Annotated in this window: 26 protein-coding genes; 11 read left to right on the forward strand and 15 right to left on the reverse strand. The window is 60.9% G+C overall.

Features of this window, described 5'->3' with window-relative positions; genetic code table 11:
* The first annotated feature begins 16 nt into the window (after positions 1-16).
* Together PAE61_RS03335 and PAE61_RS03340 are read left to right on the forward strand one after the other, a co-directional pair.
* On the forward strand, positions 17-2,866 hold the full coding sequence (locus PAE61_RS03335) for a helicase-related protein (protein ID WP_271114006.1): 2,850 nt from the start codon (positions 17-19) through the stop codon (positions 2,864-2,866).
* 2 nt (positions 2,867-2,868) lie between these two features.
* Complete coding sequence (locus PAE61_RS03340) at positions 2,869-3,471, forward strand: pyridoxamine 5'-phosphate oxidase family protein (protein WP_271114007.1); 603 nt, start codon at positions 2,869-2,871, stop codon at positions 3,469-3,471.
* A 71-nt stretch (positions 3,472-3,542) separates the two neighbouring features.
* Here the strand turns inward: PAE61_RS03340 and PAE61_RS03345 are convergent, their stop codons facing one another.
* Positions 3,543-4,799 carry a lytic murein transglycosylase gene (locus PAE61_RS03345; protein ID WP_271114008.1) on the reverse strand — a complete coding sequence of 419 codons (1,257 nt, stop codon included), beginning with the start codon at positions 4,797-4,799 and terminating at the stop codon, positions 3,543-3,545.
* Positions 4,800-4,911: 112 nt separating this feature from the next.
* A complete protein-coding gene (locus PAE61_RS03350; protein WP_271114009.1) occupies positions 4,912-5,229 on the reverse strand; it encodes a DUF8846 family protein in 318 nt (105 codons plus the stop codon).
* Positions 5,230-5,270: 41 nt separating this feature from the next.
* Here PAE61_RS03350 and PAE61_RS03355 point away from each other — a divergent pair, with 41 nt between their 5' ends.
* A complete protein-coding gene (locus PAE61_RS03355; protein WP_271114010.1) occupies positions 5,271-5,738 on the forward strand; it encodes a YbaK/EbsC family protein in 468 nt (155 codons plus the stop codon).
* Positions 5,738-6,451 (forward strand): DNA repair protein RecO, encoded by a 714-nt coding sequence (gene recO / locus PAE61_RS03360; protein ID WP_271114011.1) that lies wholly within the window; start codon positions 5,738-5,740, stop codon positions 6,449-6,451. Before PAE61_RS03355 ends, recO begins: the two co-directional genes overlap by 1 nt.
* Here the strand turns inward: recO and PAE61_RS03365 are convergent.
* The 3 genes from PAE61_RS03365 to rpsU all read right to left on the reverse strand — a co-directional run bounded on the left by PAE61_RS03365 (position 6,438) and on the right by rpsU (position 7,555).
* On the reverse strand, positions 6,438-6,746 hold the full coding sequence (locus tag PAE61_RS03365; protein ID WP_271114012.1) for an META domain-containing protein: 309 nt from the start codon (positions 6,744-6,746) through the stop codon (positions 6,438-6,440). The two genes, recO and PAE61_RS03365, sit on opposite strands and share 14 nt — an antisense overlap.
* Positions 6,747-6,801: 55 nt before the next feature.
* Positions 6,802-7,212 (reverse strand): META domain-containing protein, encoded by a 411-nt coding sequence (locus PAE61_RS03370; RefSeq protein WP_271114013.1) that lies wholly within the window; start codon positions 7,210-7,212, stop codon positions 6,802-6,804.
* 136 nt (positions 7,213-7,348) lie between these two features.
* Positions 7,349-7,555, reverse strand: a complete 207-nt coding sequence (gene rpsU / locus PAE61_RS03375; RefSeq protein ID WP_090524370.1) for a 30S ribosomal protein S21 — start codon at positions 7,553-7,555, stop codon at positions 7,349-7,351.
* Between the two features lie 97 nt (positions 7,556-7,652).
* Between rpsU and PAE61_RS03380 the strand changes: the two genes are divergently transcribed.
* A complete protein-coding gene (locus PAE61_RS03380) occupies positions 7,653-8,297 on the forward strand; it encodes a COQ9 family protein (RefSeq protein ID WP_271114014.1) in 645 nt (214 codons plus the stop codon).
* A complete protein-coding gene (locus tag PAE61_RS03385) occupies positions 8,294-9,286 on the forward strand; it encodes an NAD(P)H-quinone oxidoreductase (protein ID WP_271114015.1) in 993 nt (330 codons plus the stop codon). The genes PAE61_RS03380 and PAE61_RS03385 overlap by 4 nt, the downstream gene beginning before the upstream one ends.
* Positions 9,287-9,316: 30 nt before the next feature.
* Here PAE61_RS03385 and PAE61_RS03390 read toward each other — a convergent pair whose 3' ends face one another.
* Entirely contained in the window at positions 9,317-9,958 is a 642-nt protein-coding gene (locus tag PAE61_RS03390) for a ribonuclease T2 family protein (protein ID WP_271114016.1), read from the reverse strand.
* Between the two features lie 258 nt (positions 9,959-10,216).
* Here PAE61_RS03390 and PAE61_RS03395 point away from each other — a divergent pair, with 258 nt between their 5' ends.
* Positions 10,217-10,972, forward strand: a complete 756-nt coding sequence (locus tag PAE61_RS03395; RefSeq protein WP_271114017.1) for a DUF1013 domain-containing protein — start codon at positions 10,217-10,219, stop codon at positions 10,970-10,972.
* 50 nt (positions 10,973-11,022) lie between these two features.
* On the opposite strand, the gene PAE61_RS03400 is transcribed toward PAE61_RS03395, so the two are convergent.
* The 9 genes from PAE61_RS03400 to PAE61_RS03440 all read right to left on the reverse strand — a co-directional run bounded on the left by PAE61_RS03400 (position 11,023) and on the right by PAE61_RS03440 (position 21,993).
* Positions 11,023-12,141, reverse strand: a complete 1,119-nt coding sequence (locus PAE61_RS03400) for an SH3 domain-containing protein (RefSeq protein ID WP_271114018.1) — start codon at positions 12,139-12,141, stop codon at positions 11,023-11,025.
* A gap of 121 nt (positions 12,142-12,262) precedes the next feature.
* Positions 12,263-13,735 (reverse strand): NAD-dependent succinate-semialdehyde dehydrogenase, encoded by a 1,473-nt coding sequence (locus PAE61_RS03405; protein WP_271114019.1) that lies wholly within the window; start codon positions 13,733-13,735, stop codon positions 12,263-12,265.
* Positions 13,736-14,125: 390 nt separating this feature from the next.
* Positions 14,126-15,118: a P1 family peptidase gene (locus PAE61_RS03410; RefSeq protein ID WP_271114020.1), complete on the reverse strand. Its 993-nt coding sequence runs from the start codon at positions 15,116-15,118 to the stop codon at positions 14,126-14,128.
* Between the two features lie 242 nt (positions 15,119-15,360).
* A complete protein-coding gene (locus PAE61_RS03415; protein ID WP_271114021.1) occupies positions 15,361-17,142 on the reverse strand; it encodes a monovalent cation:proton antiporter-2 (CPA2) family protein in 1,782 nt (593 codons plus the stop codon).
* Between the two features lie 204 nt (positions 17,143-17,346).
* Positions 17,347-18,678: a glutamine synthetase family protein gene (locus tag PAE61_RS03420; RefSeq protein WP_271114022.1), complete on the reverse strand. Its 1,332-nt coding sequence runs from the start codon at positions 18,676-18,678 to the stop codon at positions 17,347-17,349.
* 3 nt (positions 18,679-18,681) lie between these two features.
* Positions 18,682-19,506, reverse strand: coding sequence for an ABC transporter permease (locus tag PAE61_RS03425; RefSeq protein ID WP_271114023.1), 825 nt, complete (start codon positions 19,504-19,506; stop codon positions 18,682-18,684).
* Positions 19,503-20,381, reverse strand: a complete 879-nt coding sequence (locus PAE61_RS03430) for an ABC transporter permease (protein WP_271114024.1) — start codon at positions 20,379-20,381, stop codon at positions 19,503-19,505. The genes PAE61_RS03425 and PAE61_RS03430 overlap by 4 nt, the downstream gene beginning before the upstream one ends.
* 45 nt (positions 20,382-20,426) lie before the next feature.
* Entirely contained in the window at positions 20,427-21,188 is a 762-nt protein-coding gene (locus tag PAE61_RS03435) for a transporter substrate-binding domain-containing protein (protein ID WP_271114025.1), read from the reverse strand.
* A gap of 19 nt (positions 21,189-21,207) precedes the next feature.
* Positions 21,208-21,993: an ABC transporter ATP-binding protein gene (locus tag PAE61_RS03440; protein WP_271114026.1), complete on the reverse strand. Its 786-nt coding sequence runs from the start codon at positions 21,991-21,993 to the stop codon at positions 21,208-21,210.
* Positions 21,994-22,082: 89 nt separating this feature from the next.
* Here PAE61_RS03440 and PAE61_RS03445 point away from each other — a divergent pair, with 89 nt between their 5' ends.
* Genes PAE61_RS03445 through PAE61_RS03460 form a run of 4 tightly spaced genes read left to right on the forward strand, consistent with a single transcriptional unit; the run spans position 22,083 to position 26,084 of the window.
* Complete coding sequence (locus PAE61_RS03445) at positions 22,083-22,781, forward strand: type 1 glutamine amidotransferase (RefSeq protein WP_271114027.1); 699 nt, start codon at positions 22,083-22,085, stop codon at positions 22,779-22,781.
* On the forward strand, positions 22,781-23,389 hold the full coding sequence (locus PAE61_RS03450; protein WP_271114028.1) for an FMN-binding negative transcriptional regulator: 609 nt from the start codon (positions 22,781-22,783) through the stop codon (positions 23,387-23,389). The genes PAE61_RS03445 and PAE61_RS03450 overlap by 1 nt, the downstream gene beginning before the upstream one ends.
* A complete protein-coding gene (locus tag PAE61_RS03455; RefSeq protein ID WP_271114029.1) occupies positions 23,386-24,744 on the forward strand; it encodes a glutamine synthetase family protein in 1,359 nt (452 codons plus the stop codon). Before PAE61_RS03450 ends, PAE61_RS03455 begins: the two co-directional genes overlap by 4 nt.
* A 29-nt stretch (positions 24,745-24,773) precedes the next feature.
* Positions 24,774-26,084, forward strand: a complete 1,311-nt coding sequence (locus tag PAE61_RS03460) for an NAD(P)/FAD-dependent oxidoreductase (protein ID WP_271114030.1) — start codon at positions 24,774-24,776, stop codon at positions 26,082-26,084.
* Position 26,085 lies beyond the last annotated feature (1 nt).

Below are 26,085 nucleotides of genomic sequence, written 5' to 3' on the forward strand. Positions count from 1 at the left end.
GACCCGAAGGGCAGATATGTCGCGCATCACGGCCGTTCTGGGCCCGACCAATACCGGCAAAACCCATTACGCCATTGACCGGATGCTGGCGCATCGCACGGGCATTATCGGCTTGCCTCTGCGGCTGCTGGCGCGGGAGGTCTATGATCGCATCGTCAAGGCCCGTGGCCCTTCGGTGGTCGCGCTTGTGACCGGAGAAGAGCGGATCGTCCCGCCACGGGCGCAATACTGGGTGGCCACGACCGAGGCGATGCCGGATTTCGCCGCCGATTTCGTTGCCATTGATGAAATCCAGCTTTGCGCCGATCCGCAGCGCGGCCATGTATTCACCGACCGCCTGATGCGGGCGCGGGGGCTGCATGAAACGCTTCTGCTCGGCTCGGATACGATGCGCCCGGCGATCAATGCGCTGATCGATCGTGTGCAGTTCATGCGCCGGGAGCGGTTCTCGACGCTGAGCTGGTCCGGCACGAAGAAGATCAGCCGGATGCCGTCGCGCGCGGCGATTGTGGGGTTCTCGGTCGATGATGTCTATGCCATCGCCGAGTTGCTGCGCCGTCAGAAGGGCGGGGCGGCGGTGGTGATGGGGGCGCTGTCGCCCCGGACCCGCAATGCGCAGGTGGCGATGTACCAGTCGGGCGAGGTCGATCACCTTGTCGCGACCGACGCAATCGGCATGGGGCTGAATCTCGATATCCGCCATGTCGCGTTTTCCTCGACGGTGAAATTCGATGGTCGCCGGATGCGCCCGCTTTTCCCGCATGAGATGGGCCAGATCGCTGGCCGCGCGGGCCGGCATACGGAACCCGGCAGTTTCGGCGTGACGGGTGAGGCAGGGTCTCTTGACGAAGGTTTGATCGACGCCATCGAAAACCACCGCTTCGCACCGATCAGCCGGTTGATCTGGCGAAATCCTCATCTGGAATTCGGCAGCATGGACCGGCTTGTCGAAAGCCTTGAGGCCGCGCCCGACCATGAATTGCTGGTCCGTGGGCGCGAGGCGGATGACCTTTCCGCCTTGAAATCACTGCGCGATCTGCCCGAGATCCGCGACCGTGTGACCACCGCGCCCGACGTGCGGCTGCTCTGGGATGTCTGCCGCATCCCGGATTTCCGTTCCGTTTCGCCTGCCGAACATACCAGCCTTCTGCTGCGTATCTTCACCTTCCTGCAGGAAGGCCCGATCCCGGATGACTGGCTGGCGCGGTCAATTGGCCGCATCGACAGAACCCAGGGCGACATAGATGCGTTGTCCAAGCGTCTCGCCTTTATCCGCACCTGGACTTATGTGGCGCAGCGCACCGGATGGGTGCAGGACGAAAAACATTGGCGCGCGGCAACGCGCACTGTAGAAGACCGCCTGTCAGACGCGCTGCACGCCGCGCTGACGCAACGATTTGTGGACCGGCGCACATCCGTATTGATGCGCCGGCTCAAGCAGAAGGAGACCCTCGTGGCCGAGGTGAACGACAAGGGTGAAGTCAGCGTCGAGGGCGAATTCGCCGGACGTCTGGAAGGCTTCCGCTTCCGCGCGGATTCGACGCAGAACCCCGATGAGGCGCGGATGCTGAACCGTGCAGCTTATGAGGCGCTGAAGCCCGAATTCCATTTGCGTGCGGACAGGTTCTATAACGCGCCCGATACCGAGCTGGATTTCACCGAACAGGGCGGGCTGATGTGGGGCGATATCGCTGTCGGCAAGCTGGTCAAGGGCTCCGAGCCGATGAAGCCGGGCATAGAGGCGTTCGTGGATGAAGAGGCCGGATCAGAGATCGCCGACAAGGTACGCCGCCGGTTGCAGCATTTCATCGACCGCAAGATCGCCGCTTTGTTCGAACCGTTGCAGGCGATGGGCCGGGATGAGGCTCTGACCGGGCTGGCGCGGGGCTTCGCCTTCCGGCTGATCGAAAATCTGGCCCTGATCCGGCGCGAGGATGTCGCAACCGAGGTCAAAGAGCTGGATCAGGATGCCCGCGCCTTGCTGCGCAAGCACCGTGTCCGGTTCGGCCAGTTCACGATCTTCATTCCAGACCTGCTGAAACCGGCCCCGACGCGGCTGCGTCTGGTTCTGTCCGGGCTTTGGGAAGGGCTTGCGGAATTCCCGGAATCGCCTCCCGCAGGTCTGGTGACGATTCCCAACCTGCCCGATGTTCCCGCTTCGACCTATACGCTTTCGGGGTATCGTCCGGCAGGCGAACGCGCCATTCGCATCGACATGCTGGAGCGGCTTGCGGATATGCTGCGGACGCAGGACACGCGTGGCGGGTTCGAGGCTAATCCCGACATGCTCTCGATCACCGGCATGACGCTGGATCAGTTCGCCAACCTTATGGAAGGTCTTGGATACGCCGCCGAAAAGGGCGAGCGACCGAAGGCCCGCAGCGAGGCGGCAGCCACGGCTGCACCCGCCGATCCGGCAGAGACCGACCATGACCATCCGCTGACCGAAGAAGAATCGGTGCTGGTGGCTGAGACCCGCGCGAAATGGGAAGCCGAGCAGGCGGAAAAGAAAAAGGCCGCCGCAGAGGCCGAAGGCGTCGAAGACGCAGCCGCGCCCGATGCGGAAGCAGAAACCGAAATCTTCTATACCTTCCGTTGGGTGCCTCGGCAGCGCACGCCGCGCGGACAGAGCGGCACTCAGCGTCAGGACGGCCCCGCAGGCGCATTTGGTGGCCAGCGCACGGGTAAGCCCAAGGGCGACCGTCCGAAGGGAGGAAAACCCAAAGGCGGAAAACCCGGTCGGGGCAAGAATGACCGGAATGACAATAAGGCCAAGACATTCTCATCGCGTCCGCCCCGACCCGAAAAGAAAGCGGATCCCGACAGTCCTTTTGCAGTGCTGGCGGCGCTCAAGGATAAGAAATAACAATGCGGTGGCTGGTTCCGTCTGATCTTGCACAGATCTATGGCGCACCCGGTCCCGCCGCATTGCGCAAGGTTGCCACCCGTCTGACGGATGAATATCGCAGCTATATCGAGCGTGCGCGGTTCTGCGTTCTGTCCACCGTTGGACCCGATGGCACGGATGCAAGCCCGCGCGGCGATGACGGGCCAGTCGTGCGCATCCTCGATGCGGGCACGCTGGCACTTCCGGACTGGCGCGGGAATGATCGCATCGACAGCCTGCTGAATATCGCACAGGACGAACGAGTCAGCCTGATGTTTTTCCTGCGCGGCTCAGGCAATGTGATCCGCGTGAACGGCGCGGCCCGGATCACCGATGATGCGGCGCTATGCGCAGAGTTCGACCGCAATGGAAACCAGCCGCGCACCGTCATTATCATCCGCATTGCCGAGATCTATTTCCAATGCGCCCGTGCAATCCTGCGCGCCGGTCTCTGGTCTGGGGATGATGACAGTCAGGGTCTGCCCTCTCCCGGAATGATCCTGTCCGCCATGTCCGCAGGCGAGGTCGGCGGCGCTGCCTATGACGAGGAATGGCCGGAACGCGCCGCCAGGACCATGTGGTGATCCCGGCGCATTTCTGTCTGTTCACACTGGCTTAAATATCCTGGGGGGTCGGGGGCAGCGCCCCCACTCCGTCAGGTGGCCTGCTGCAACTGCTTAAGCAATGTCGTGTTCGCATAGCCGTCCTGCTCAACCCCGATCCGGCGCTGGAATGCCTTGATCCCGGCAATGGTATTCTCACCGATCGCACCGTCGGGTTCTCCGACATTATATCCCAGACGGTTCAGCAGGCGCTGCACTTCTTCCTTCTGATTATGCGTCAGAGATCCCGCCTCGCGCGGGAACGCCCCGACAATGCCCGGCCCGCCGCTGATGCGGTTCCCCAGCATGGCGACGCCAAGCGCATAGTTATCCGAGGCGTTATAGGCACGGATCGCGATGAAGTTGCGTGTCACAAGGAAAGCAGGTCCCGACCGGCCTGCGGGGGCGATAATCCCGCCCGAAGGCAGTGTCTGACCGTTCACGGCGCGTACACCCTGTGACGCCCATGCACTGCCCGAGCGCACATTGCTGCGCCCGGTCTGGCTATAGTTGAACCCGGAGGGCAACTGCACCTCGACCACGGCGGGCAGTCCCGGAACCCAGCCGGACCGGTTCAGATAGGCCGCCGTCGATGCCAGCGAGTCCGTCGGATCGTCCGACCAGATATCACGCCGCCCGTCCCCGTTGAAATCGACCGCATATTCCAGATAGGAGGTCGGCATGAACTGTGTGTGACCCATCGCACCGGCCCAGCTTCCCAGCATATTCGCGGGATCGGTATCCCCGGCCTGAAGGATCTTCAGCGCGGCGATCAGCTGGTTCGAGAACATCTCTCCGCGACGGCCATCATATGCCAGCGTGGCCAGAGACGGGATGATCTGCATTCTGCCGCGATTGCCGCCGAAATTCGACTCCATACCCCAGATCGCCATGACAATGTTGCGATCCACGCCATAGCGGCTTTCGATCTGACTCAGTACAGCGGCATGGGTCCGGGCCAGCCCGCGTCCCTTGGTGGTCCGGCTGTCCGATGCGGCGCTGTCCAGATATTCCCAGACCGGGCGGCTGAACTCGGCCTGCCGGCGATCAAGGCGGATCACCTCGGGGTTGTAGCGGGCGATCCGCATTGCATTGTCGTAAACCGCCGGGCTGATCCCCGAGGACAGGGCGCGGGGCCGGAAATTACGAATCCAGTTCTGAAGCCCTTGCTCAGAGGCCGGTGAGGCCTGAGGAATGGGGTCCGGCGCGACCGATGATCCGCTGGAAACCGTGCTGACCGGTGCGGCACAGCCCGCCAGGACCGCAAGCGATGCGGCGGTGATCGTCAGTCTGATAAAGGTTCTGCTCATGTTTTGCCCTGCCTGAAAGGTGATTTGCCGCCACGATAGCGCAGCCCTGTAACAAGGGAAACCGGGTGGTGCAGCGTGATTCGTGTCGGCGGAAAGCTGCGCATGGGATTTGTTAATCCTTGCCGGGAAAGAACGGCTCGACCTGCGCGACAATGACAGCATTTTCGTCAAGGGCGCGTTGCATCAGGGCACGATCCTCGTCACCGATCTCATGCCCCTCGGCCTCGCGCTCTGCGAGCGTACCATAGCCGGTCACATCGAGCGGTGCCATCTCGGCCTGTTTGAGAATGGCGACGGTTTCGCGCACGGCCTCGTCCTCATCCTTCCCCGAAGCATAGCACAGCAGACCCGCCCCGGTTGCTTTCCTGGGCAGCCCATCCCCTTTGCTGCGGCCGACCTGCACCAGCAGCGTATAGACTTGTTGCGCCATGCGGCTCCCCTTACTTCTGGTATCCAACAAGGGAGTGCTTGATGAGCAAGAGTTTGGCAAGAGTCGAAGCCGCGTTGAAAGAGGCGGGACTAGAGACAGAGATCCGGGAAATGGGCGATACCCGTACAGCGGCGGATGCGGCGGCCGCGGTCGGGTGCGAGGTCGATCAGATCGCCAAGTCGATCATTTTCCGGGGAGAAGACACAGGCCATGCCGTGCTGTTCCTGACCGCTGGCGGCAACCGCGTCGATGCGGAAAAGGCAACGGCGCTTGCGGGGCAGAAACTGGGCAAGGCCGATGCCGCGCTGATCCGCGCGGAGACCGGGTTTGCGATTGGCGGCGTCGCTCCGGTCGGGCATCTGACCGAGATCGCGGCTTTCATTGATCCGCGTCTTGAGGAGTTTGACACGGTCTGGGCCGCTGCCGGAACGCCGCGCCATGTCTTTGCGATTGCGCCCCCGGATCTGGTCAGGATCAGCGGTGCAAAACGCGGAGATTTCACCGCCTGATGGAGTGGCGCGGCGAAGGCACGGTCATCGGACGCCGCCCGCATGGTGAAAATGCGGTGGTTCTCGATCTGCTGAGCCTCGATGCCGGTCGGGTCAGCGGCCTTGTGCCGGGCGGGGCAGGGCGCAGTAAATCGGCCATGCTTCAGCCCGGAAGTCGCGTTTCCGCCCTCTGGCGCGCCCGGCTTGAGTATCAACTGGGGACGTTCAGCGTTGAGCCATTGCAGGCCCGGCCCGGCATTCTGAACTCGGCGCTTGCGCTTGACGGAATGAACGCGACCGCCGCCTTGCTGCGCTTTGCACTGCCCGAGCGTGATCCCCATCCCAGTCTTGTTCTGGCATCCGAAGCATTATGGGATGCGATGGATTCGGCAGAGGACTGGTCGGAAGCCTATGCACGATGGGAGCTGATGCTGCTGGATGAGATGGGTTTCGGCATCGATCTGTCCCGATGCGCCGTGACCGGGGCGCAGTCGGGGCTGAGCTATGTCAGCCCCGCTTCCGGGCGTGCCGTGACCGCTGAAGGGGCCGGTGAATATGCGCCGCGCCTGCTTCGCCTGCCGCAGATGTTCGGAGGACCGCCAAGCAATGACGATCTGGTCCATGCTCTGCGGCTGAGTGGGCATTTTCTTCACACCCGGCTGGCAGCGGCCCATATCTCACGGCCTCTGCCAGCAGCGCGGGAACGGCTTGTGGCCCGGCTTACTCGGCGGTGAAACGCAGGATGTGATCCGGTCCGCTGAGGATAAGCTCTTCTGCCTCGCGACGTCCTTCGCTGACCTGTGCCAGTGCAGTCAGATATTTCTGTTCGCCGCCCTCAACGAGGCACAGCCTTTTCGTCGCGGCGACGGCGGTAAGCTGTATCTGAGGCCATTCGGCAAGGTTTTCGCTGCGATAGGCATTGCATGGCCCCATGCCAGAGATCTGGCTGCCATCGACCATCAGCGTTGCGCTGCCCGTAATCGGCTGCCCGTCAATATCGGCGAGCCGGTAAGTGCCATCGAAACCCATCTGCCCATCCATGCTGCATGCAGCGGTCGCTGCAAGGAATACTGCCGCGACAATCCTAGAATACTTCATCGCCCCGTGCCTCTCTTGGTTCAAAAATCAATTCTGTGTCCGGTCCGGTCAGTATCATCAAGCCACCCTCCCGCTCAATGGCGATGGCGCGGGCAAGATGTGCCAGATATTCCGCTTCGGCCTCAACCCGGCCGGGATCGGCGCAGGCCATTTCCGTAACTTCAAGATCGAGGGCGCCGAAGGCAGGTGCTGTCCCCGCGCGTGCCCCGGAATAGGCGTTGCAGGGCAGAACGCCGGACAGCCGGTCACCGTCAAGCCGCAGGGAAACGTCATAGACCCAAGGCATGCTATTCACCTGCATCAGCTTCCAGTCGATGCCATCCAGCCGTTCTTCCGGCGGAAGCCCTGCGGAACAGGCCGTCAGCAATATGATCGAGGCGACAGAGACTGCTTTCATCTTATGTCCCGGGATCTGTAATCGGGGCAGAGGCGAAACGGATTTCCGCCAGAACACCTCGCCCCGGCCATTTCATGAGAAAACCCCCGCAGGCCGGGCCGACGGGGGTTTTTGAACCTCAAACGGTTCGCTCGTCTTACAGAGCACCTTCGCGCTGTGCCTTTTTACGGGCCAGCTTGCGGGCGCGGCGCACGGCCTCGGCCTTTTCACGGGCCTTCTTGACGGACGGTTTCTCGAAATGCTGCCGAAGCTTCATCTCACGGAACACGCCTTCGCGCTGAAGTTTTTTCTTCAGGGCGCGCATTGCCTGTTCGACGTTATTGTCGCGAACGTTCACCTGCATGTGGTTGTCACCACCTTCCTAGGTTAGAGTTAAATGAAATTGCAGGAAGCGTTGATATAAGGCGGTTTCGCGCCTTTGTCCAGCCCGGAGAGAATCGATGACCGACACCAGAGACAGGCTTGCCGAGGCCGCGATCACCCATGTGGCATTCGATGGCATGAATGACAAAGCGCTTCGCGCAGCCGCCCGCGATCTGGATCTTTCCGAAGATGTCGCCTTCGCCTTTTTCCCGGGGGGTGGGGTGGATCTTGCCGCTTGGATACACCGGCGCGGCGATGCGCGTTTGGCGGAATGGATGAAAAATGCGCCCGATGGCAAGATTCGTGAGCGTATCGGGCAGGCGATCCGGCAACGGCTTGAACTCTCGGACCCCGAGCTTGTCCGCGCGGCGTCCTCGGTGCTGGCGCTGCCACCGAATCAGCCGCTGGCGGGCAGGCTGATATGGGAAACGGCGGATACGATCTGGACCGGACTTGGCGACAGCTCGGATGACGTGAACTGGTATTCGAAACGCGCGACCCTCTCGGCGGTCTATGCGTCATGTGTGCTGTACTGGCTTGGCGATTTTTCGGAGGATCGCGTCGATACGCGCGGTTTTATCGAACGCCGGATTGACGGGGTGATGCAGTTTGAAAAGATTAAGGCTTCGGCGCGGAAACTGCCCGGTGTCGCCATTCTGACGGATCTGGCGACCGGATGGATCCGCGCCCCAAAAAACACCGAGGAAGGAAAAACCCCATGAACCTGCCCGACACGATGTGCGCGATCGAGATTTCCCAGCCCGGAGCACCGGAGGTCCTGAAAGAGACCACCCGTCCCGTGCCGATGCCCGGCCATGATCAGATCGTGATCCGGCTGGCCTATGCCGGGGTGAACCGCCCCGATGTCGCGCAGCGTCAGGGCAATTACGCCCCGCCGCCGGGTGCCTCGGATCTGCCGGGGCTGGAAGGGGCGGGCACCGTCGTCGCTGTCGGCAGCGGCGTCACCGGCTGGAAACCCGGCGATGAGGTCTGTGCGCTTCTGCCCGGCGGTGGCTATGCCCAATATGTCGCCTGCCATCACAGCCACGCCCTGCCAATTCCTCAGGGCATGAATATGCGCGAGGCTGCGGCTCTGCCCGAAACCGCCTTCACCGTCTGGTCGAATGTGGTCATGCGCGGCGGTTTGCAGGCTGGAGAGCGGTTTCTTGTGCATGGCGGCTCATCGGGTATCGGGACGATGGCGATCCAGATCGCGACGGCGCTTGGTGCGCGGGTCTGGGCGACAGCAGGTTCTGTTGAGAAATGCGATGCCTGCGCGGGACTCGGCGCGAACGCGATCAATTATCGAGAGCAGGATTTCGTTCAGATCATGCGGGATGAAGGCGGCGCGAATTTGATCCTCGACATGGTTGGGGGCGATTATATCGAAAAGAACCTCAAATCGCTGGATATGGATGGACGACTGGTTCAGATCGCGTTTTTGCAGGGACCGAAAGCGACGATCAATTTCGCGCATGTCATGATGCGGCGTCTGACGATTACCGGCTCGACCCTGCGTCCTCAGTCTGACGCCGCAAAAGCGCGGATCGCGGCAGAGCTGCGCCAGCATGTCTGGCCGATGATCGCCGCTGGAAAGGTCAGGGTGCTGATCGACAGTGAGTTCGATCTGACGGATGCCGCGAAAGCGCATGAGCATATGGAAAGCAGCGGTCATATCGGCAAGATCGTCATGCGGGTGCCGCAGGACTGATCCTTCGGATCGTCGCCGGACAGGATGCTGTCAGCGTACCTTTTCCATGATCACCGAATTGCGGCTGCAATCCCGGCGCACATCGGGGGCGCAGTCGCGGGGTTGCAGATCGCGCGTCAGGCAGATGCGGATTTCCTGCAGATCCTCGTTCCGGCAGGTGACGGTGATCCCGTCGGCGGTCAGTTCGGGATTGAATTCGATGAACGCCTCCTCAATCAATTCGGGCGGGATCGAGATATCCCGGTCCAGATCGACGAAATAATCGGGCAATGTCACCGAGCGGAATGCCTCGCGCGAGATTTGATAGTAATCCGCCGCTGACAGGCCCGAGCATCTTCCATGCTTCTGCCATTGATACCATGCCAACCCGCCCGAGCTCATGATATCGGCCATTGCCTGCGTCTCACGCCGTGAAGGGTCGCGTTCATCGGTGCGGCAATTTTCCGGCCAGCCTTCCTCATATTGCGGCCACAGTCCGTGCAGCACGAAATCAACCTTGCCGCCGGGGTCGCATTGCGCCGCGTTGCGTTGATCGCCCGTCGAGCGGCACCAGCTTGGCGACCAACTCAGCGCCATGACGTAATAATCGAATTCGCCCGCGCGATGCTGCTGAGCACTGGCTGGCGCAGCGAAAAAAAGAGCGATGGCGATCAGGACGGCGGCGATGCGCATGAGGTGCTCCGGCTATGCCGTGTCTTTTTACGCGTGATCGGAGCGGGATGCGAGTTTTGAAACGGGGGCTGTCTGCCCCCGCACCCCCGAGGATATTTGGTCAGGGTGAATGTGCAGGTTGTCGGGAAGCTGGCGAAAACCCCTTTTCCTTCGTCCTCTCAGTGCGTATAAAGACTGCCGAATTCTCCCGAAAACGTGGACTGGCCTTGCCAAAACGCCGTTTTCCCGGCCGGGAGAGATATGCGAAGGAGAGATCCGATGAACAAACCGCTGATGGCCAAAGCGACTGCCGTTTGGCTGATTGACAATACGACGCTCAGCTTCAAACAGATTGCCGATTTCTGTGGTCTGCATGAGCTTGAGGTGCAGGGGATTGCGGATGGCGATGTTGCCGCGGGTGTGAAGGGCTTCGATCCGATTGCCTCGCATCAGCTCGATCAGTCCGAGATCGACAAGGGCGAGAAAGACCCGGCGTACAAGCTGAGGCTGAAGCATAACCCGGCCGCTGAGGGCGAAGAGAAGCGTCGCGGGCCTCGTTATACGCCTCTGTCGAAGCGGCAGGACCGGCCTGCGGCGATCCTATGGCTGGTCAAGTTCCACCCTGAACTGGCCGATTCCCAGATTGCAAGGCTGGTCGGGACCACCAAGCCGACGATCCAGGCGATCCGTGACAGGACGCATTGGAATATCCAGAATATCCAGCCGATCGACCCGGTTGCGCTTGGGCTTTGCAAGCAGACCGAGCTGGATGCAGCGGTTCAGAAAGCTGCGAAGAAGCAGTCGGCTGAGGGTGGCGTCATGTCCGATGATGAACGCCGCAAGCTGGTATCGACCGAGACCTCTCTGTCGATGGAAAATGAGCCGCGCCTGCCGAGCGCCATTGCCGGGCTTGAGAACTTCTCGCTTTCGGATGACCGCGACGAGGACAAAGCGCCCGAGCGCGATCTGGATGCGGACAGCTTCTTCAACCTGCCGGATTCGGACGAGGATGATGAGGACGAGAACGACAGGTAAGACTGTCACAGGCCCCGGACTTCCGGGGCCTTTTCGTTCTTCGCATTCTCTTACCCGCCCAGAATGACCGCATCGGGGATTTCGTAGCGCTCATTTCCGATATTGATGACGGTCAGATCGCCGCGCCGTTCGGTGATCTGATCGTCGCGCTCGGCCGGTGCGCCATTTTCGAAATGGATCTCCCGTGAGCCGCCATCCGGCCAGTCAATCTTGAGCGAGGCATTGCCATTCCCCTGCCGGGTGACGGTGAAGCCGCAATCGCGGGTTGGCATCCCCAGCCGGGTCGAGCAGGGCAGAGCGCCTTTTGCGGTATCCTCGGGCATTGCTGGTTTCGGCGCGGGTTTTGTGTCGGACACAACGGCTGGAGGGCGCGGCGGTGTCGGGGCATTCGGGACAGTCGTCGGAGCATCCGCAGGACGATCAGCCTTGGTGGCGGGGTTTGGCGGAGGGGCTTCAGCGGAAACCTGTTCGGCAGGTGGCTCTGGCGCATCTGCCTTGGCGGCTTCAAGATAGCTGCCGACCGCCCATCCTGCGACCGGGGATGCAGCAAGGGTCTCGACCTGGCACCAGCTTGTGTCTCCGACCTGTTTGCAGCCCTGATTACGCAGCCGCTCTCCGGGTGGAACGGTGGTGGTGACCGTCGCTGTGGTAGACGGGTCCGACCGGATATTCAGATGCCCCTCAAGGCCGGTGACATTGACGAAATCAGGGCCTGCCCCGGCCGGGTCTGCAGTCGCTGTATCCGCCGCAGCATCGCCGGTGACGCTGACATCCAGCGTATAGGTCGCGTTTTCGTCGCGGCGTGCGGCGCTGCGCATCAGATAGGTCCGGATCAGATATGCCCCGTCCTCCGGCAGAGCCAGAGACGCCTCATTGCCGGTTGTGCTGCCGATAAACAGCGCCTCATCTTCGCCCGGGACCGCCCCCGGCGCGTAGATATTGAAATAGCTTGAGGCGTTATCGGTGGTCATCGTGATCTGAAGCGTCTGACCACGACGGGCGGACAGGATGTAATCCGTTAGCCCGTCGCCGGAGACGCTGCCATCGACCTTGATCCCACTGCTTCCGGCAGGGAAGATGATCGGCGTCGGAGCGGCCGCCTCCTGTGCCATAGCCGTGCCAGTCAGTGTCAGCGCAATGGCCGTTGCGCATAAAAACCTGCCGATCATGATTTGCCTCATTTTTGTTATAGTTTAGATTGAAAGCCTGCGGACACGCCGCGCAGCCGGACGCATCTGGTGCCTGAAAGGCACCGTCTTTGCGAAACCATATTTGCGGCGGAAGGTTCCGTCAGATCGACAGGCAGATATATTTCATCTCAAGATAATCCTCCATGCCGTGACGGCTTCCTTCGCGGCCAAGGCCGGACTGCTTGACGCCGCCAAACGGTGCGACCTCGGTCGAGATTATGCCGGTATTCACGCCGACAATCCCGTATTCCAGCGCCTCCTGAACGCGGGTCACACGACCGACATCCCGCGCATAGAAATAGCAGGCGAGGCCGAAAATCGTGTTATTGGCCTTCTCTATTGCTTCTTCCTCGGTGTCGAAGCGGAAAAGAGGGGCAAGCGGGCCGAAGGTTTCCTCGGTCGCGACCTTCATCTTGTCGGTGACGCCGGTGACGACGGTGGGTTCAAAAAACAGCCCGTCCTTGCGTTTGCCTCCGGTGACGACCTTGCCGCCGCCATCCACGACATCTGCAATATGTTCCTCGACCTTCTCGACGGCGCTTTCATTGATCAGCGGGCCGGTGGTTACACCGTCCTCCATCCCGTCGCCCACGCGGAGTTTCGCGACTGCGGCGGCGAGCTTTTCGGCGAAGGCTTCATAAACGCCGGACTGAACATAGATCCGGTTGGCGCAGACGCAGGTTTGCCCGTTATTACGGAATTTCGAGGCCATCGCACCTTCCACAGCTGCATCCAGATCGGCATCGTCAAAGACGATGAACGGGGCATTGCCACCCAGTTCCATCGAGCATTTCAGCACCTGATCGGCGGCCTGTCTCAGCAGGATGCGTCCGACTTCGGTCGAGCCGGTGAAGGTCAGTTTCCGGATCAGTGGGTTTTCGCAGAACTCCTTGCCGATATCGCTGCTGCGCGATGAGGTGACGATGGAGAGGATCCCTTTCGGCAGCCCTGCGCGTTCTCCCAATACGGCAAGGGCCAATGCGGAAAGCGGAGTTTCGGCGGCAGGGCGACCGACAAAGCCGCAGCCGACCGCAATGGCCGGACCACATTTGCGGGTGATCATTGCGTTGGGGAAATTCCACGGCGTGATCGAGCCGACAACCCCAATGGGCTGACGGATCACACTCAGCCGCTTATCGGGCTGATGTCCGGGAATGGTTTCGCCATAGACGCGCTTTGCCTCTTCCCCGAACCATTCGATGAAGCTGGCGCCATAGGCGATTTCGCCCTTCGCCTCGGCAAGCGGCTTGCCCATCTCGGCAGTCAGGATGCGACCCAGATCGTCCTGATTTTCCATCATCAGATCGTACCATTTCCGCATGATCTGGGCGCGTTCTTTCGCCGTGCGGGCTTTCCAGTCCTTCATCGCCTCGGCAGCGGCTTCGATGGCGCGGGCGACCTCGGCGCGGGACAGATCGGCAACCTCGGCGATCACGTCGCCCCGTGCGGGGTTGATCACCTCGAAGGTCTTGCCGTCATCGGCCTCGATCCACTCGCCGGCCACAAAGGCGCGGGTTTCCAGAAGCGAGGGATCGTTCAGCGTCATTTTCAGATCGGTGGAATGCTTGTTCATGGGAATATCTCCTCGGGAGGGGTTGCCGCTACGGTTGCGCGTTTGCTGGCATATGACAAGGGGGGTGCCATTCGTCTGCGGGACAGGTTGCAGGTGCATTCGGGCGGAATTCACCGATCACAGAGAGGTGAAAAAGGTATCAAATATAGCTGAAACTTTCTTGTATGCCGCCGCAGAAGAATGTTCTTCATCTATTTCTTTATATTTAATTATTGCGAATTTTTGATGGTTTCAAGAACACGCGATCCGCGACAGAATGCGATGTAAAGATTAACGGTCAGAAAGTTCCTGTGAACCCAGACGCCCCGAAATTCGTTTATCCTTATCGCTAAGTTCCCTCTTGGTGATCAGGAAGGCGGAGCAATGGCTCCGCCTTCCTCCGTTCCGGGCTTATTTTTCGTCCAGTTGCGACCAGCATTTCTGCAGATCCCCGGAACGAGGACTGGCTGCGTAGACGCCACGGGCGATGGCGCGGGCCAGAGTTGACGCGGCGGCGTGACCCAATTGAAACGGAGTCACATCCGCATCTGGAAGCTCGCGGGCAGCGGTGGATACGGCGAAGACAAGATCTCCGTCGAATGGCGTATGGCTTGGCACCAATGCACGCGCCATGCCGTCATGTGCCGCCGTCGCCAGGCGCTGCAAGGCCGGCTTGCCGAGGGCGGCATCGGTGGCGACGATGGCGATGGTTGTCGCCTCGCCAAGCGCTTTCGTGGGAAGAGGTTCATCGGCAGGGAGAAACTCACTGGGCATTCCCAGACCGCCAAATTCCCCGTTCAGCTCCCACGGTGCGGCCCAGAAATGACGCTCCTGCCCGATCGTGGCCGAGCCGAGCGCGTTAACCACGACAAGAGCTCCGACTGTCACCCCGCAATCAAGCACGGTCGAGGCAGATCCCAGACCTCCTTTCAGGTTTCCGGTCATCGCACCTGTGCCTGCGCCTGCCGTGCCGATGGCGAAATCCGGGTCAGCGGTTTCCCAGGCTTTCCGCCCGAGTGCAGGATAGGGGTTCTCCGGCCAATCCTTGTCGCCGCCATTGGTCAAGTCGAAGACAATCGCTCCGGGTACAATCGGAACCCGTGCGCTGCCGACGGCGAAGCCGCGCCCCGCCGCGTGCAGCCCGGCCATGATACCATCCCCCGCCGCAAGACCGAACGCAGAGCCACCCGACAGAAAGATCGCATCGACTTGCTGCACCATCTTGTCGGGCGCAAGCAGGTCGGTTTCCCGCGTCCCCGGAGCACCGCCCATCACATGAACGGCTGCCGCGAAGGGAGCCGAGCCGGTCAGAACCGTCGTCCCCGACCTGAGCGGATCATCCGCAGCGTTCCCGACCATCAGCCCGGCAACATCCGTAATAAGGTTCCGCTTCCCGGCTTGCATCATTCTCTCCGTGTGGTGAGTGTCAGCCTGTCGCCGGGCGGGATGAAAGGCAAGGTTAAAGCCTGCCTGAAATTAGCGTGCGCGGTCTTTTATCGGAGAGCCGAGAATATCTGTGGGACAGATGAGGTATGAGCTTCTCAACTGTCCCGGATCACAGATGGTATTGCCGCTCAGTCCGATCAAGCTCCGTTACAGGTTAAGACAAGAAGGGACCACCCCGGCAGCATGGGCAAGGGGCAGACTCAATGCCTGCCCTCTTCCTGATTTAGGTTGCCATGCATCAGCCGCGCACTCGCGACCGTGCCCTCGACCATGTCGAGCGCGAAGCGTTCCCGGTCGCGTTCGCGGAAATCGCGGATCACCTCATCGGCTTCTTCGGACGACTTACCGAGACGCAGCAGCGCCTCGCGGCCCATCTCAGTCGCGCTCTCAAGGGTCTCGCGGATATGGTAATCCGCGCCCGCCTTGACCAGTTCCACCGCATGTTCGCGGTCGAAGGCGCGGGCCAGAACCGGGACCAGCGGGAATTCGGCCTTGGCAAGTTCGACGATCCGGGTAACTGCCTCCGGCTCGTTCGCCGCCGCCACGATCAGTTGCGCATTCTGGGCCCCCGCCGCATGCAGGATGTCCAGTCGCGCCCCGTCGCCATACCAAACCCGGAACCCATGCTCGCGGGCATCCTGAATCGGCTGCGGGTCCTTGTCGATGATCGAGACCGTGTAGCCCTGCGCCAGAAGCGGCTGGCTGACGATTTGGCCGACACGGCCAAAGCCGATCAGCAGCACATTGCCGCGCAGGTCGTGCGCTTCCTCCAGCCCCTCGGTCGAAGTGCCTGCGCGATGCGCAAAACGTTCATGCAGCATGATCATCAGCGGCGTCAGCACCATCGAGATGATGATGATCGCGGTCAGATTGGCGTTCCATTCCGGCGTCAGGATGCCGAATTGGGTCGCCGAGGCATAGAGCACAAAGGCGAACTCGCCGCCCTGCGCCATCAGCACGGCGCGTTCGAGAGCTTCATGATGCGGGGATTTTGTTACCCGCGCCACGACATAGATCACCAACATCTTCAGGATCATATAGGCGGGGACCGAAATCACGATCACAGCCCAGTTCGCGGCAATCGTGTTCAGATCCAGCGCCATGCCGACGCCAAGGAAGAACAGCCCCAGAAGCAGGCCCCGGAAAGGTTCGATATCCGCCTCAAGCTGGTGACGGAAGCTGGATTCCGACAGCAGGACGCCGGCAAGGAACGCCCCCATCGCCATCGACAGCCCGCCCATCTGCATCAGCAGCGCCGCGCCAAGAACCACCATCAGCGCGGCCGCCGTCATCACCTCGCGTGCGCCGAAACGGGCCAGCAGCCGGAACATCGGGTCCAGCAGATAGCGCCCTGCCAGCACCAGCACAGCGATGGCGGCCAGACCGATGCTCACCCCCGTCAGCCGGTCGGCCATCGTCGCCTCTTCGCCCCCCGGCGCAAGAAAGGCCACCAGCGCCAGCAGAGGCACGATTGCCAGATCCTCGAACAGCAGGATCGCGATCATCTTGCGCCCCGGTGGTGTCCCCATCTGGTTTCTTTCCTGCAACATCTGCATGACGATGGCAGTCGAGGTCAGCACGAAGCCGGTGCCCGCGACGAAGCTCGCCTCGGTCGGATAGCCCAGCAGAATGCCGACCCAGATCAGCGTGAAGATCGCGATACAGACCTGCAACGCGCCCAACCCGAATATCTCGCCCCGCATCGCCCACAGCCGCGTGGGCTGCATCTCCAGCCCGATGATGAACAGGAACAGCACCACGCCAAGTTCAGCGACGCTGATTATGGTTTCCGCATCGTCGAAGAACCCAAGGCCATAAGGTCCGATCACCAGACCCGCGGCCAGATAGCCGAGTACCGATCCCAGCCCGATCCGCCGGAAGATCGGCACCGCGATCACCGCTGCCACCAGCAGGATCACAATCGGGGTAACATCGAAACCGTGATGCGCGGCCTCTGCCGCCTGAGTCGCAGGATCAGCCATCTGTAGCCTTTCGTTAACTCTTCAGTCTTTTCCGCCTATGCGGCGATCACGTCAGACGCGCAAGCGCGTTCTGACGTTTTACGCAGGATATTCTCGCTTCAGAGCTTCATATCGACTGCGATACCGGGCGGATGCATTAAAAATCAGTTATGGCTTTGCCTGACCTGCCACGCACCGACTGAAGCGCCTGCCACGACCGAACAATCAAACCGTATCGAGGTACAGCTCGATGGTTTCCTCGTCGGTCAGCTCTTCCATATAGTGAAGCTCCTGCCGTTTGGTCATGACGAAATTATCGATCAGATGCTGAGGGAAGATGCGTTTGACCTCAGGGCATTTGTCGAAAGCCTCGATGGCGTCGGACCAGGTGCCGGGAAGCTGTTCCAGGCCCTTATCATATGCGTTACCCTCGAATGGTTTCGGTGGCTCCTGCGCGTCCTCTATCCCGTTCAGCGCCGCACCGAGAATGGCGGCGATCATCAGATAGGGGTTTACGTCGCCTCCGGCCACGCGATGCTCGATCCGGCGGGCCTTCGGGCCGGAGGCCGGGATACGGATTGCCGCTGTCCGGTTCTCATAAGCCCAGCCGATCCCGGTCGGGGCATGGGCATTGGGAACAAGCCGGTCATAGCTGTTCTCATGCGGCGCGAAGATCAGGGTCGAGCCGGGCATGGCGCGGATCAGCCCGCCTACGGCATGACGCAGCTTGTCCGAACCCTTGTCGCTGCCATCATCGAAAATATTGCGCCCATCCGCGTCCAGCACCGAGAAATGCACATGCAGACCAGAGCCTGACCAGACATCATAAGGTTTCGCCATGAAACTGGCGGCAAATCCGAATTCCCGCGCGACGCCCTTGGTCAGCATCTTGAACAGCCACGCATCATCCGCGGCTTTCAGCGGATCGGGCTGGTGCATCATGTTGATTTCGAACTGACCGAGCGCCGCCTCGGAAATCGCAGTATCCGCCGGGATGTCCATTTCCTCGCAGGCGTCATACAGCCGGGTGAAAAAATGGTCGAACGCGTCGAGCGCACGCAGCGACAGAGTCTCGGCTCCGGTCCGGCGTTTGCCCGAGCGCGGGCTGACAGGAACGCGCAGGGTCTTGCCGGAATCGTCGATCACGAAGAATTCCAGCTCGGTTGCGACAACGGCGGTCAGCCCCGCTGCCTTATAGCGATCGACGACGCGGGCAAGTGCCTGACGGGGATCGCCGTCATAGGGGCGGCCATCGGGATGGAACATCCAGATCGGCAGAAGCGCGGACGGAGCACCCAGCCAGGGCATCGGCATGAAGCCGCGCTCGGTCGGCATCAGCAGCGCATCGGGATCGCCGGTCTGGAAGACAAGGGGGCTGTCTTCGATATCCTCACCCCAGATATCCATGTTCAGGACCGAGTAGGGGAATTTTGTACCCTCGGTCAGCAGCTTTCCTGCGAAACGCGCCGGTACGCGCTTTCCGCGCGGAACGCCGTTCAGATCAGCGGCGGCGACGCGGATCGTTCGTACCTCGGGATGTTCTGCAAGCCAGCTCAAAAATCACCTGATCAGTTGGGGCCGATAACGGATGCGCCTTACGGTTCCGGGAAGATGCCGGTTGAGGCGGCGATTGACCACCCCGAACAGTGAAATCAGCAGCAGCGTCAGAATGATGAAATATGCCGCAGCGATGGGATAGGCGATGAACGGGTTGAAGGTCTTATCGGCGAAGAAATTCGCATAATACAGGGCATCCCCTTGCTGAGCGAAGGCCGGGAAGCTGGAAAAGAACACCAGCGTCGTTGCGTGAAACAGGAAGATCGCCTCATTCGTGTAGGCCGGCCATGCCAGCCGCAGCATTGTCGGCCAGACCACGCGCCGGAATTTTTTCCAGCCGGTCATACCGAAAGCATCGGCGGCCTCAAGATCGCCTTTCGGGACGGATTGCAGCGCTCCGTAAAAGATCTGCGCGGAATAGGCGGCGGTGTTCAGCACCAGCACGATCAAAGCACCCGCCCAGGCCTTCGTCAGCCAGCTTGTCGCGACGGTGATGCCGAGGATCTCGATCCCGGTGCGGGGCAGCAGGACGAAAAGCTGATAGGCGAGGAAGAACTGGATGAAAAGCGGGCTTCCTCGGAAAATGAAGATGAACCAGTCTGCGGGTTTGCGCAGCCAGATACTGTCCGAGGTCTTGGCAACCGCAACGGCATTGGCAATGAAGAACCCAATCAGCAGGGCGAAGATGCCGAAATACAGGTTCCAGATCATGCCCGACCCGATCAGCGTGAACTGGGTGCACAGGTCGAATTCCGTGCGCGGCAGCAGCCTTTCGCCGATGCCGATTGAGCGCAGACCGTAATCGATGATCGTCTGATCGCAGCTCATGCGCCTGCCTTCCTGATCGCTTCGCCCGCCAGCGTTGACTGGCCAAGCGACAGGCGGCGGGTCACGCGGCCCAGAACGCGCTCCGAGACCCATGTCATGAACAGATAGAAGACAAGGATCGCAAGGAAGTAATACAGCCGCCAGTCGCCATGCGGATAGGCATAGCCTGCGGTCTTGGTGCCTCCGAGTTCACGCGCCCAATAGACGATATCCTCGACCCCCAGCAGGAACAGAAGCGGCGTTGCCTTGATAAGGATCATCCACAGATTGGACAGGCCCGGCACCGCATAGGCCCACATTTGCGGGATCAGAATGCGGCGATTCATCTGACGGCGGTTCATCCCGTACGCCTCGGCGGTTTCAAGCTGCGCACGCGGCACCGCATTCATCGCGCCGTAAAGCACATTGGCGGCAAAGGCACCGAAGACGATGGAAAAGGCCAGTATCGCCAGAAACATGCCATAGGCGTCATGCACCCATTCGGCACTGGAGGAAAGCGGCAGCTTGGCCTCGGCGCAGACGATGAATTCATTCCCCTGCCGGACCGGCACGGAGGTGTCGCAATACACGCGTGATCTGAGATATTCGAAAAGCTGGTCAAGCGCGATCGGCACGAACATGAAAAAGATGATGTCCGGCACGCCGCGCACCATCGAGGTGTAGATCTTTCCGAACCAGCGAAGCGGGGCGATCTGCGACCGCGCTGCAAGCGCTCCGCCGAATCCCAGCAAAAGCGCGACCGGCGCGGTCACGGCAAGCAGGAACAGAACCGTTCCGAAGCTGCCATAAAACTGCATATGCGTGCCTGTCGTGAGATAACACGACAGCCAGCGATACCCCTCAAGAGAGCCCAGATCGGCGCAATATTCGAACATTCGTCGATGCGCCCCGCCGCCGTTACGGGCGGCGGGGCATTGTCCTTATTCCGCAGCCGCTTCCGAGGCCGGAACGCCGGTGCCGTCCGCGCCGAAGACCAGAGCTTCCTCACCGAACCACTCGGTGATCAGGCCGTTCAGCGTGCCGTCTTCTTTCATCGAGGCAATTGCGGCGTCAAATTTCTCTTTCAACTCGGTATCGGATTTCCGCAGCCCGATGCCGATGCCTTCGTCAAGAAACACCTGATCGCCGACGAACATCAGATCGGGACTGGCTTCGACGAAGGGGCGGACGACCTCGTGATCGCCGAAACCGGCATCGGATTCGCCGTTGCCGACCGCTGCGGCGACCTCGTCGATGGTGGCGAATTCCAGCAATGTCGCGTCGCTTTCCGAGATATAGGCCGACTGCACCGTGCTGGTTTGCGCGGCGACCACGCCGGAAAGGTCAGGCTCTTCGGTCACGGCGAAATAGGATGACGGCGCGGGCGGAATATAGCTTTCGGAAAAGCCGATGGATTCCTTGCGCTCATTGGTGATGCTCATTGCGGCAAGAATGGCGTCGTAATTCCCCGAGACGAGGTTCGGGATGATCGAATCCCAGTCATTCTTGACCCAGACGCACTCAAGTTCGGCGCGGGCGCAGATCTCATTTCCGACAGCGATATCGAACCCGTCCAGATCGCCCGATTCATTCACGAGGTTATAGGGAGGATAGGCGCCTTCCGAGGCCATGCGCACGGTCTGCGCATAAGCCCCTCCGGCGGTAACTGCCAGCAATGCGGCGGCAAGGGTAAGTTTTTTCATCGTCTTCTCCTGTTGGTAATCAGTTCGCCATGCTGGCGCTAAGAAACTGGCGCAGCCGGTCGGTTTTCGGTGCGCCGAAGACCTGATCGGGCGGACCTTCTTCTTCGATCCGTCCCTGATGCAGGAATACGACATGGTCGCTGACATCTGCGGCAAGCCGCATGTCATGTGTGACCAGAATCATGGTGCGATGCTCGGCGGCAAGATCGCGGATGACTTTCACCACCTCCTGCTGCAATTCCGGGTCAAGAGCACTTGTCGGTTCGTCGAACAGCAGAGCCATCGGCTCCATGCACAGGGCGCGGGCAATCGCGGCGCGTTGCTGCTGTCCGCCCGAAAGCTGCGCCGGCCAGGCATCCGCCTTGTTGCCGATACCGACCTTGTCCAGCAAGGCCCGGGCGCGTTGTTCGACCTCGGCACGGGGTTGGCCCAGAACGGTCACGGGCGCTTCCATCACGTTCTGAAGGATCGTCATATGCGCCCAGAGATTGAATTGCTGAAACACCATCGCCAGCCTTGTCCGCATCCGGCTGACCTGATGTTTATCCGCAGGCACACGGGCGGAATCCGTGCCTTTCCAGCGCACCGGCTCTCCGTCGAAGATGATATCGCCTTTCTGGCTGTTTTCCAGAAGGTTACAGCAGCGCAGCAAGGTCGATTTGCCGGACCCCGAAGATCCGATAAGGCTGACCACATGCCCGCGAGGCGCTGTCAGCGACACGCCTTTCAGCACCTCCAATTCGCCATATGCCTTGTGCAGGCCGCGAATCTGGATCACCGGTGAGTTTTCAATTCTGTCATTCATGCTGCCGCGTATCTGGCGTGATTCCGATCCCGATTGCAACGCTTTCATGCGAAGCATAATCTGCGCTCAGGTAAAACCGGCGGTAAAACATGCAGATTGGCATTCTTCAATGTGGGCAGGCACCAGAGGCGCTGAAGGAACAGGCGGGCGATTATCCCGATATGTTCATGCGTCTGCTTGCGGGGCAGGGCTTCGATTTCCGCGTCTATCTTGTCGAGGAGATGCAGTTTCCCGAATCTGTCCGGGACGCGGAGGGCTGGCTTCTGACCGGCTCTCGCCACGGGGCCTATGAGCCGCATCTTTGGATTCCGCCGCTGGAGAAGTTCATCCGGGATGCTTACGACGCCTCGGTTCCGATGGTGGGGATCTGTTTCGGTCACCAGATCATCGCTCAGGCGCTTGGCGGCAAGGTCGAGAAATTCAGCGGAGGCTGGTCGGTCGGGGCGCAGCAATATGATTTCGACGGCGAGACGGTGACACTGAACGCATGGCATCAGGATCAGGTGACGATTCGCCCGGACAGCGCCGTCATCGCCGGAAGCAGCGGGTTCTGCGACAATGCGGCGCTGATCTATCCGGGTCATGCCTATACCGTGCAGGCGCATCCCGAGTTCAACGACGCATTCGTTCGGGGCCTGATCGAGACACGCGCGAAAGGTGTTGTCCCCGACGATCTGCTGGATCAGGCAATATCGCGAATGGGAGGTCATCGCGACAGCACACGCATTGCCGACCAGATCGCGGCATTCTTCCGCGCGGCGGATGTTCAGCGGGAAGGAACCGCCTGATGTATTGCCCGCCCGCATTCGCCGAAACCCGGCCCGAGGTGCTTAAGGCGCTGATCCGCAGCAACCCGCTTGGATTGCTGATCACGGCAGGTCCCTCTGGCCCGGTGGCGAATCCGGTGCCGTTTCAGCTTGGCCCCGACGGGGTGCTTCGCGCCCATCTGGCGCGGGCCAATCCGCAGCTTGGCGAACTGGAAGCTGCATCTGACGTGCTGGTGGTGTTTCAGGGCGAGCAAAGCTACATCAGCCCCGGCTGGTACGCCACGAAAAAGGAAACTGGCAAGGTGGTGCCGACCTGGAATTATCTGATGGTCCAGGCTAGGGGGCAGGCTCGGCTGACCAGCGATGCAGAGTGGCTGCGGGCTCAGATCGGCGCTCTGACCGATCTGATGGAGCATGACCGCAGCGAGCCGTGGGAGGTCTCAGATGCGCCGGAGAGCTTCATTGCCTCGCAGCTTCGCGGTATCGTCGGCCTTGAGATCGGGGTGACGGATGTGCGCGGCAAATGGAAGGCGGGCCAGAACAGGTCTCAGCCGGATCGTGACGGCGTGGCACAGGCGCTTGGGGCAACTCATCCGGGGTTGTCGGTGGCCGCAATGGGGGATTCATGAAGCCTGACTGGCTGGAAAAAGCACCGGAGGCGGCACAGGAATATGTCGAGGGCCGCCGTCTGGATGAAGTCGAATGTATCGTATCTGACATTGCCGGAGTGGCGCGGGGCAAGGCGATGCCTGCGTCGAAATTCGCGCGGCAGGATATGTTCTACTTGCCGAACTCGATCTTTCTTCAAACGATCACCGGAGAATGGGCGGATAACCCAAGCGGAGCTTTTACCGAGCCGGATATGATCCTCACGCCGGATTACTCTACCACGACTGCGGCTCCGTGGACGGCGGATTTCACCCTTCAGGTGATCCATGACGCATTCGATCAGCAGGGCCGGCCCGTTCCTGTCGCCCCCCGCAACGTGCTCAGGCGCGTGGTCGGGCTGTTCGAGGAAAAGGGCTGGAAGCCCATTGTCGCGCCCGAGATGGAGTTTTTCCTTGTCGCGCGGAATACCGATCCCAACCAGCCGATCATCCCGCCAATGGGCCGCACCGGCCGCCGCGCCGCAGCCAAACAAGCATATTCGCTTTCAGCAGTGGATGAATATGGCAGGGTCATCGACGATATCTATGATTTCGCCGAGGCGCAGGGTTTCGAGATCGACGGAATTCTTCAGGAAGGCGGCGCAGGCCAGATCGAGATCAACCTCGCGCATGGCGACCCGGTTAGGCTGGCCGATGAGATCTTTTATTTCAAACGGATGATCCGCGAAGCCGCGCTGCGCCATGATTGTTATGCCACTTTCATGGCGAAGCCGATCGAGGGCGAACCCGGCTCGGCCATGCATATTCATCACTCGATCGTGGATATAGAAACCGGGCGCAATATCTTCTCGGATGAAAAGGGGCGCGAGGCTCCGGCGTTTCTGCATTTCATCGCCGGGATGCAGACCCATCTTCCGGCAGCCATCGCGTTACTCGCGCCTTATGTGAATTCATATCGTCGCTATGTCCCGGATTTCGCGGCTCCGATCAATCTGGAATGGGGGCGCGATAACCGCACGACCGGGCTGCGCGTCCCGATTTCCGGGCCAGAGGCGCGGCGCGTTGAAAACCGTCTGGCAGGCATGGACTGCAATCCCTATCTGGGGATCGCCGCATCGCTGGCCTGCGGCTATCTGGGCCTCACCGAGGCGCTTGATCCGCGCCCCGAATGTATCGGGGATGCCTATATCTCGGAAGACGAGCTTCCCCTGACGCTTGGCGATGCGCTTGATCTGATGTCGGAAAGCGAACCGATGCAGCAGGTGCTGGGTGAGGAATTCGCAGCCGTATATGAGGCCGTGAAGCGGAATGAATATAAAGAGTTCCTTCAGGTCATTTCCCCCTGGGAACGCGAGCATCTGCTTCTTAACGTTTAGGCTGCGCCAACAGGCCCGGAGACCGTCTGGTGAATCTGCTTTTTTCCAATGACAGGCGCGGGGAATACCCGCCATCGGTCTATGCCGATCAGGTCACCCCGCTTCCGCCCTTCGCGTCGCTGTGGGGTGAGGCGCGGGCCGATATCTGCGTCGTTGGCGGCGGATATACCGGGCTGTCCGCCGCTCTGCATCTGGCAGAGGCGGGGTTCGATGTGATCCTTCTCGAAGCCCATCGCGTCGGCTTCGGGGCTTCGGGTCGAAACGGGGGGCAACTCGGCTCTGGCTATAATCGCGATATGGAAGAGTTGCAGCGCATGGCCGGTCGCGATGTGGCGCAGACGCTCTGGAAAATGGCGGAGGATGCCAAGCTTCTGGTTCGCGATCTGGCCCGGAAAAGCGGTGTAACGGTCCATGATGGCGTCGCCCATGCTTTCAGAAACTCTGCCGAACTGGATGAGGCCAGACGCCATGCCGCGCTGCTGGCAAAAGATTACCGTTATGATCGCATCGAGATTCTCGAAAAGCCCGAACTCCATGCGCTTTTGCCCTCGGAGACCTATTGCGGCGGAGAACTGGATCACGGCGCGGGCCATCTCAACCCGCTTGCGCTTGCGCTTGGTATGGCCCGGCTTGCCCATGAGGCGGGCGCGACCATCCATGAGATGAGCCATGTCCACCATATCGATCTTTCGAAAACGGCTACCGGGAAGTCGATCATACAGACCGATACCGGGCGGGTGATCTGCGATCATGTCATTCTGGCCGGGAATGGCTATCTCGGCGGGCTGTCCCGCAAGGTCGCCGCGCGTGTCATGCCGCTGAATAATTTCATCGTGGCGACGGAACCTCTTGGGGACCGCGCGTCAAAGGTCCTGACGCGGAATATCGCGGTCCATGACACGAAATTCGTGGTGAATTACTGGCGGCTGGATGATGAGGGCCGGCTGATTTTCGGCGGGGGCGAGAATGTCAGCTATCGCTTCCCCCGTGACATCGCGGCCAAGGTGCGCAAGCCTCTGACGCAGATCTATCCCGGTCTTGAGGATGTCGCCTTCACCCATGCCTGGGGCGGAACGCTGGCTATTACCATGAACCGGATGCCCTGTTTCATCCGCCTCGGGCCGAATACGCTTTCGGCAAGCGGGTTCTCGGGGCACGGCGTGGCGCTTGCGGCGCTTGCGGGCAAGCAGATGGCCGAGGCGGTTGCCGGGCAGGCGGGCGGTTTCGATGTCATGGCCGCGCTGCCATCCCGGCCCTTTCCGGGAGGCGCGATGCTGCGATGGCCCCTGCTGGTTGCCGGGATGACATGGTACGCGATGCGCGACCGGCTGGGGGTCTGAT

Origin of the sequence: Paracoccus aerodenitrificans (assembly GCF_027913215.1) — a bacterium.
Classification (GTDB): domain Bacteria; phylum Pseudomonadota; class Alphaproteobacteria; order Rhodobacterales; family Rhodobacteraceae; genus Paracoccus; species Paracoccus aerodenitrificans.

Bases quoted from the DNA above. Each gene is read 5' to 3' on its own strand.
- PAE61_RS03335 (WP_271114006.1), top strand. From the start codon at position 17: ATGTCGCGCATCACGGCCGTTCTGGGCCCGACCAATACCGGCAAAACC.
- PAE61_RS03340 (WP_271114007.1), top strand. From the start codon at position 2,869: ATGCGGTGGCTGGTTCCGTCTGATCTTGCACAGATCTATGGCGCACCC.
- PAE61_RS03345 (WP_271114008.1), bottom strand. From the start codon at position 4,799: ATGAGCAGAACCTTTATCAGACTGACGATCACCGCCGCATCGCTTGCG.
- PAE61_RS03350 (WP_271114009.1), bottom strand. From the start codon at position 5,229: ATGGCGCAACAAGTCTATACGCTGCTGGTGCAGGTCGGCCGCAGCAAA.
- PAE61_RS03355 (WP_271114010.1), top strand. From the start codon at position 5,271: ATGAGCAAGAGTTTGGCAAGAGTCGAAGCCGCGTTGAAAGAGGCGGGA.
- recO (WP_271114011.1), top strand. From the start codon at position 5,738: ATGGAGTGGCGCGGCGAAGGCACGGTCATCGGACGCCGCCCGCATGGT.
- PAE61_RS03365 (WP_271114012.1), bottom strand. From the start codon at position 6,746: ATGGGTTTCGATGGCACTTACCGGCTCGCCGATATTGACGGGCAGCCG.
- PAE61_RS03370 (WP_271114013.1), bottom strand. From the start codon at position 7,212: ATGAAAGCAGTCTCTGTCGCCTCGATCATATTGCTGACGGCCTGTTCC.
- rpsU (WP_090524370.1), bottom strand. From the start codon at position 7,555: ATGCAGGTGAACGTTCGCGACAATAACGTCGAACAGGCAATGCGCGCC.
- PAE61_RS03380 (WP_271114014.1), top strand. From the start codon at position 7,653: ATGACCGACACCAGAGACAGGCTTGCCGAGGCCGCGATCACCCATGTG.
- PAE61_RS03385 (WP_271114015.1), top strand. From the start codon at position 8,294: ATGAACCTGCCCGACACGATGTGCGCGATCGAGATTTCCCAGCCCGGA.
- PAE61_RS03390 (WP_271114016.1), bottom strand. From the start codon at position 9,958: ATGCGCATCGCCGCCGTCCTGATCGCCATCGCTCTTTTTTTCGCTGCG.
- PAE61_RS03395 (WP_271114017.1), top strand. From the start codon at position 10,217: ATGAACAAACCGCTGATGGCCAAAGCGACTGCCGTTTGGCTGATTGAC.
- PAE61_RS03400 (WP_271114018.1), bottom strand. From the start codon at position 12,141: ATGATCGGCAGGTTTTTATGCGCAACGGCCATTGCGCTGACACTGACT.
- PAE61_RS03405 (WP_271114019.1), bottom strand. From the start codon at position 13,735: ATGAACAAGCATTCCACCGATCTGAAAATGACGCTGAACGATCCCTCG.
- PAE61_RS03410 (WP_271114020.1), bottom strand. From the start codon at position 15,118: ATGCAAGCCGGGAAGCGGAACCTTATTACGGATGTTGCCGGGCTGATG.
- PAE61_RS03415 (WP_271114021.1), bottom strand. From the start codon at position 17,142: ATGGCTGATCCTGCGACTCAGGCGGCAGAGGCCGCGCATCACGGTTTC.
- PAE61_RS03425 (WP_271114023.1), bottom strand. From the start codon at position 19,506: ATGAGCTGCGATCAGACGATCATCGATTACGGTCTGCGCTCAATCGGC.
- PAE61_RS03430 (WP_271114024.1), bottom strand. From the start codon at position 20,381: ATGTTCGAATATTGCGCCGATCTGGGCTCTCTTGAGGGGTATCGCTGG.
- PAE61_RS03435 (WP_271114025.1), bottom strand. From the start codon at position 21,188: ATGAAAAAACTTACCCTTGCCGCCGCATTGCTGGCAGTTACCGCCGGA.
- PAE61_RS03440 (WP_271114026.1), bottom strand. From the start codon at position 21,993: ATGAATGACAGAATTGAAAACTCACCGGTGATCCAGATTCGCGGCCTG.
- PAE61_RS03445 (WP_271114027.1), top strand. From the start codon at position 22,083: ATGCAGATTGGCATTCTTCAATGTGGGCAGGCACCAGAGGCGCTGAAG.
- PAE61_RS03450 (WP_271114028.1), top strand. From the start codon at position 22,781: ATGTATTGCCCGCCCGCATTCGCCGAAACCCGGCCCGAGGTGCTTAAG.
- PAE61_RS03455 (WP_271114029.1), top strand. From the start codon at position 23,386: ATGAAGCCTGACTGGCTGGAAAAAGCACCGGAGGCGGCACAGGAATAT.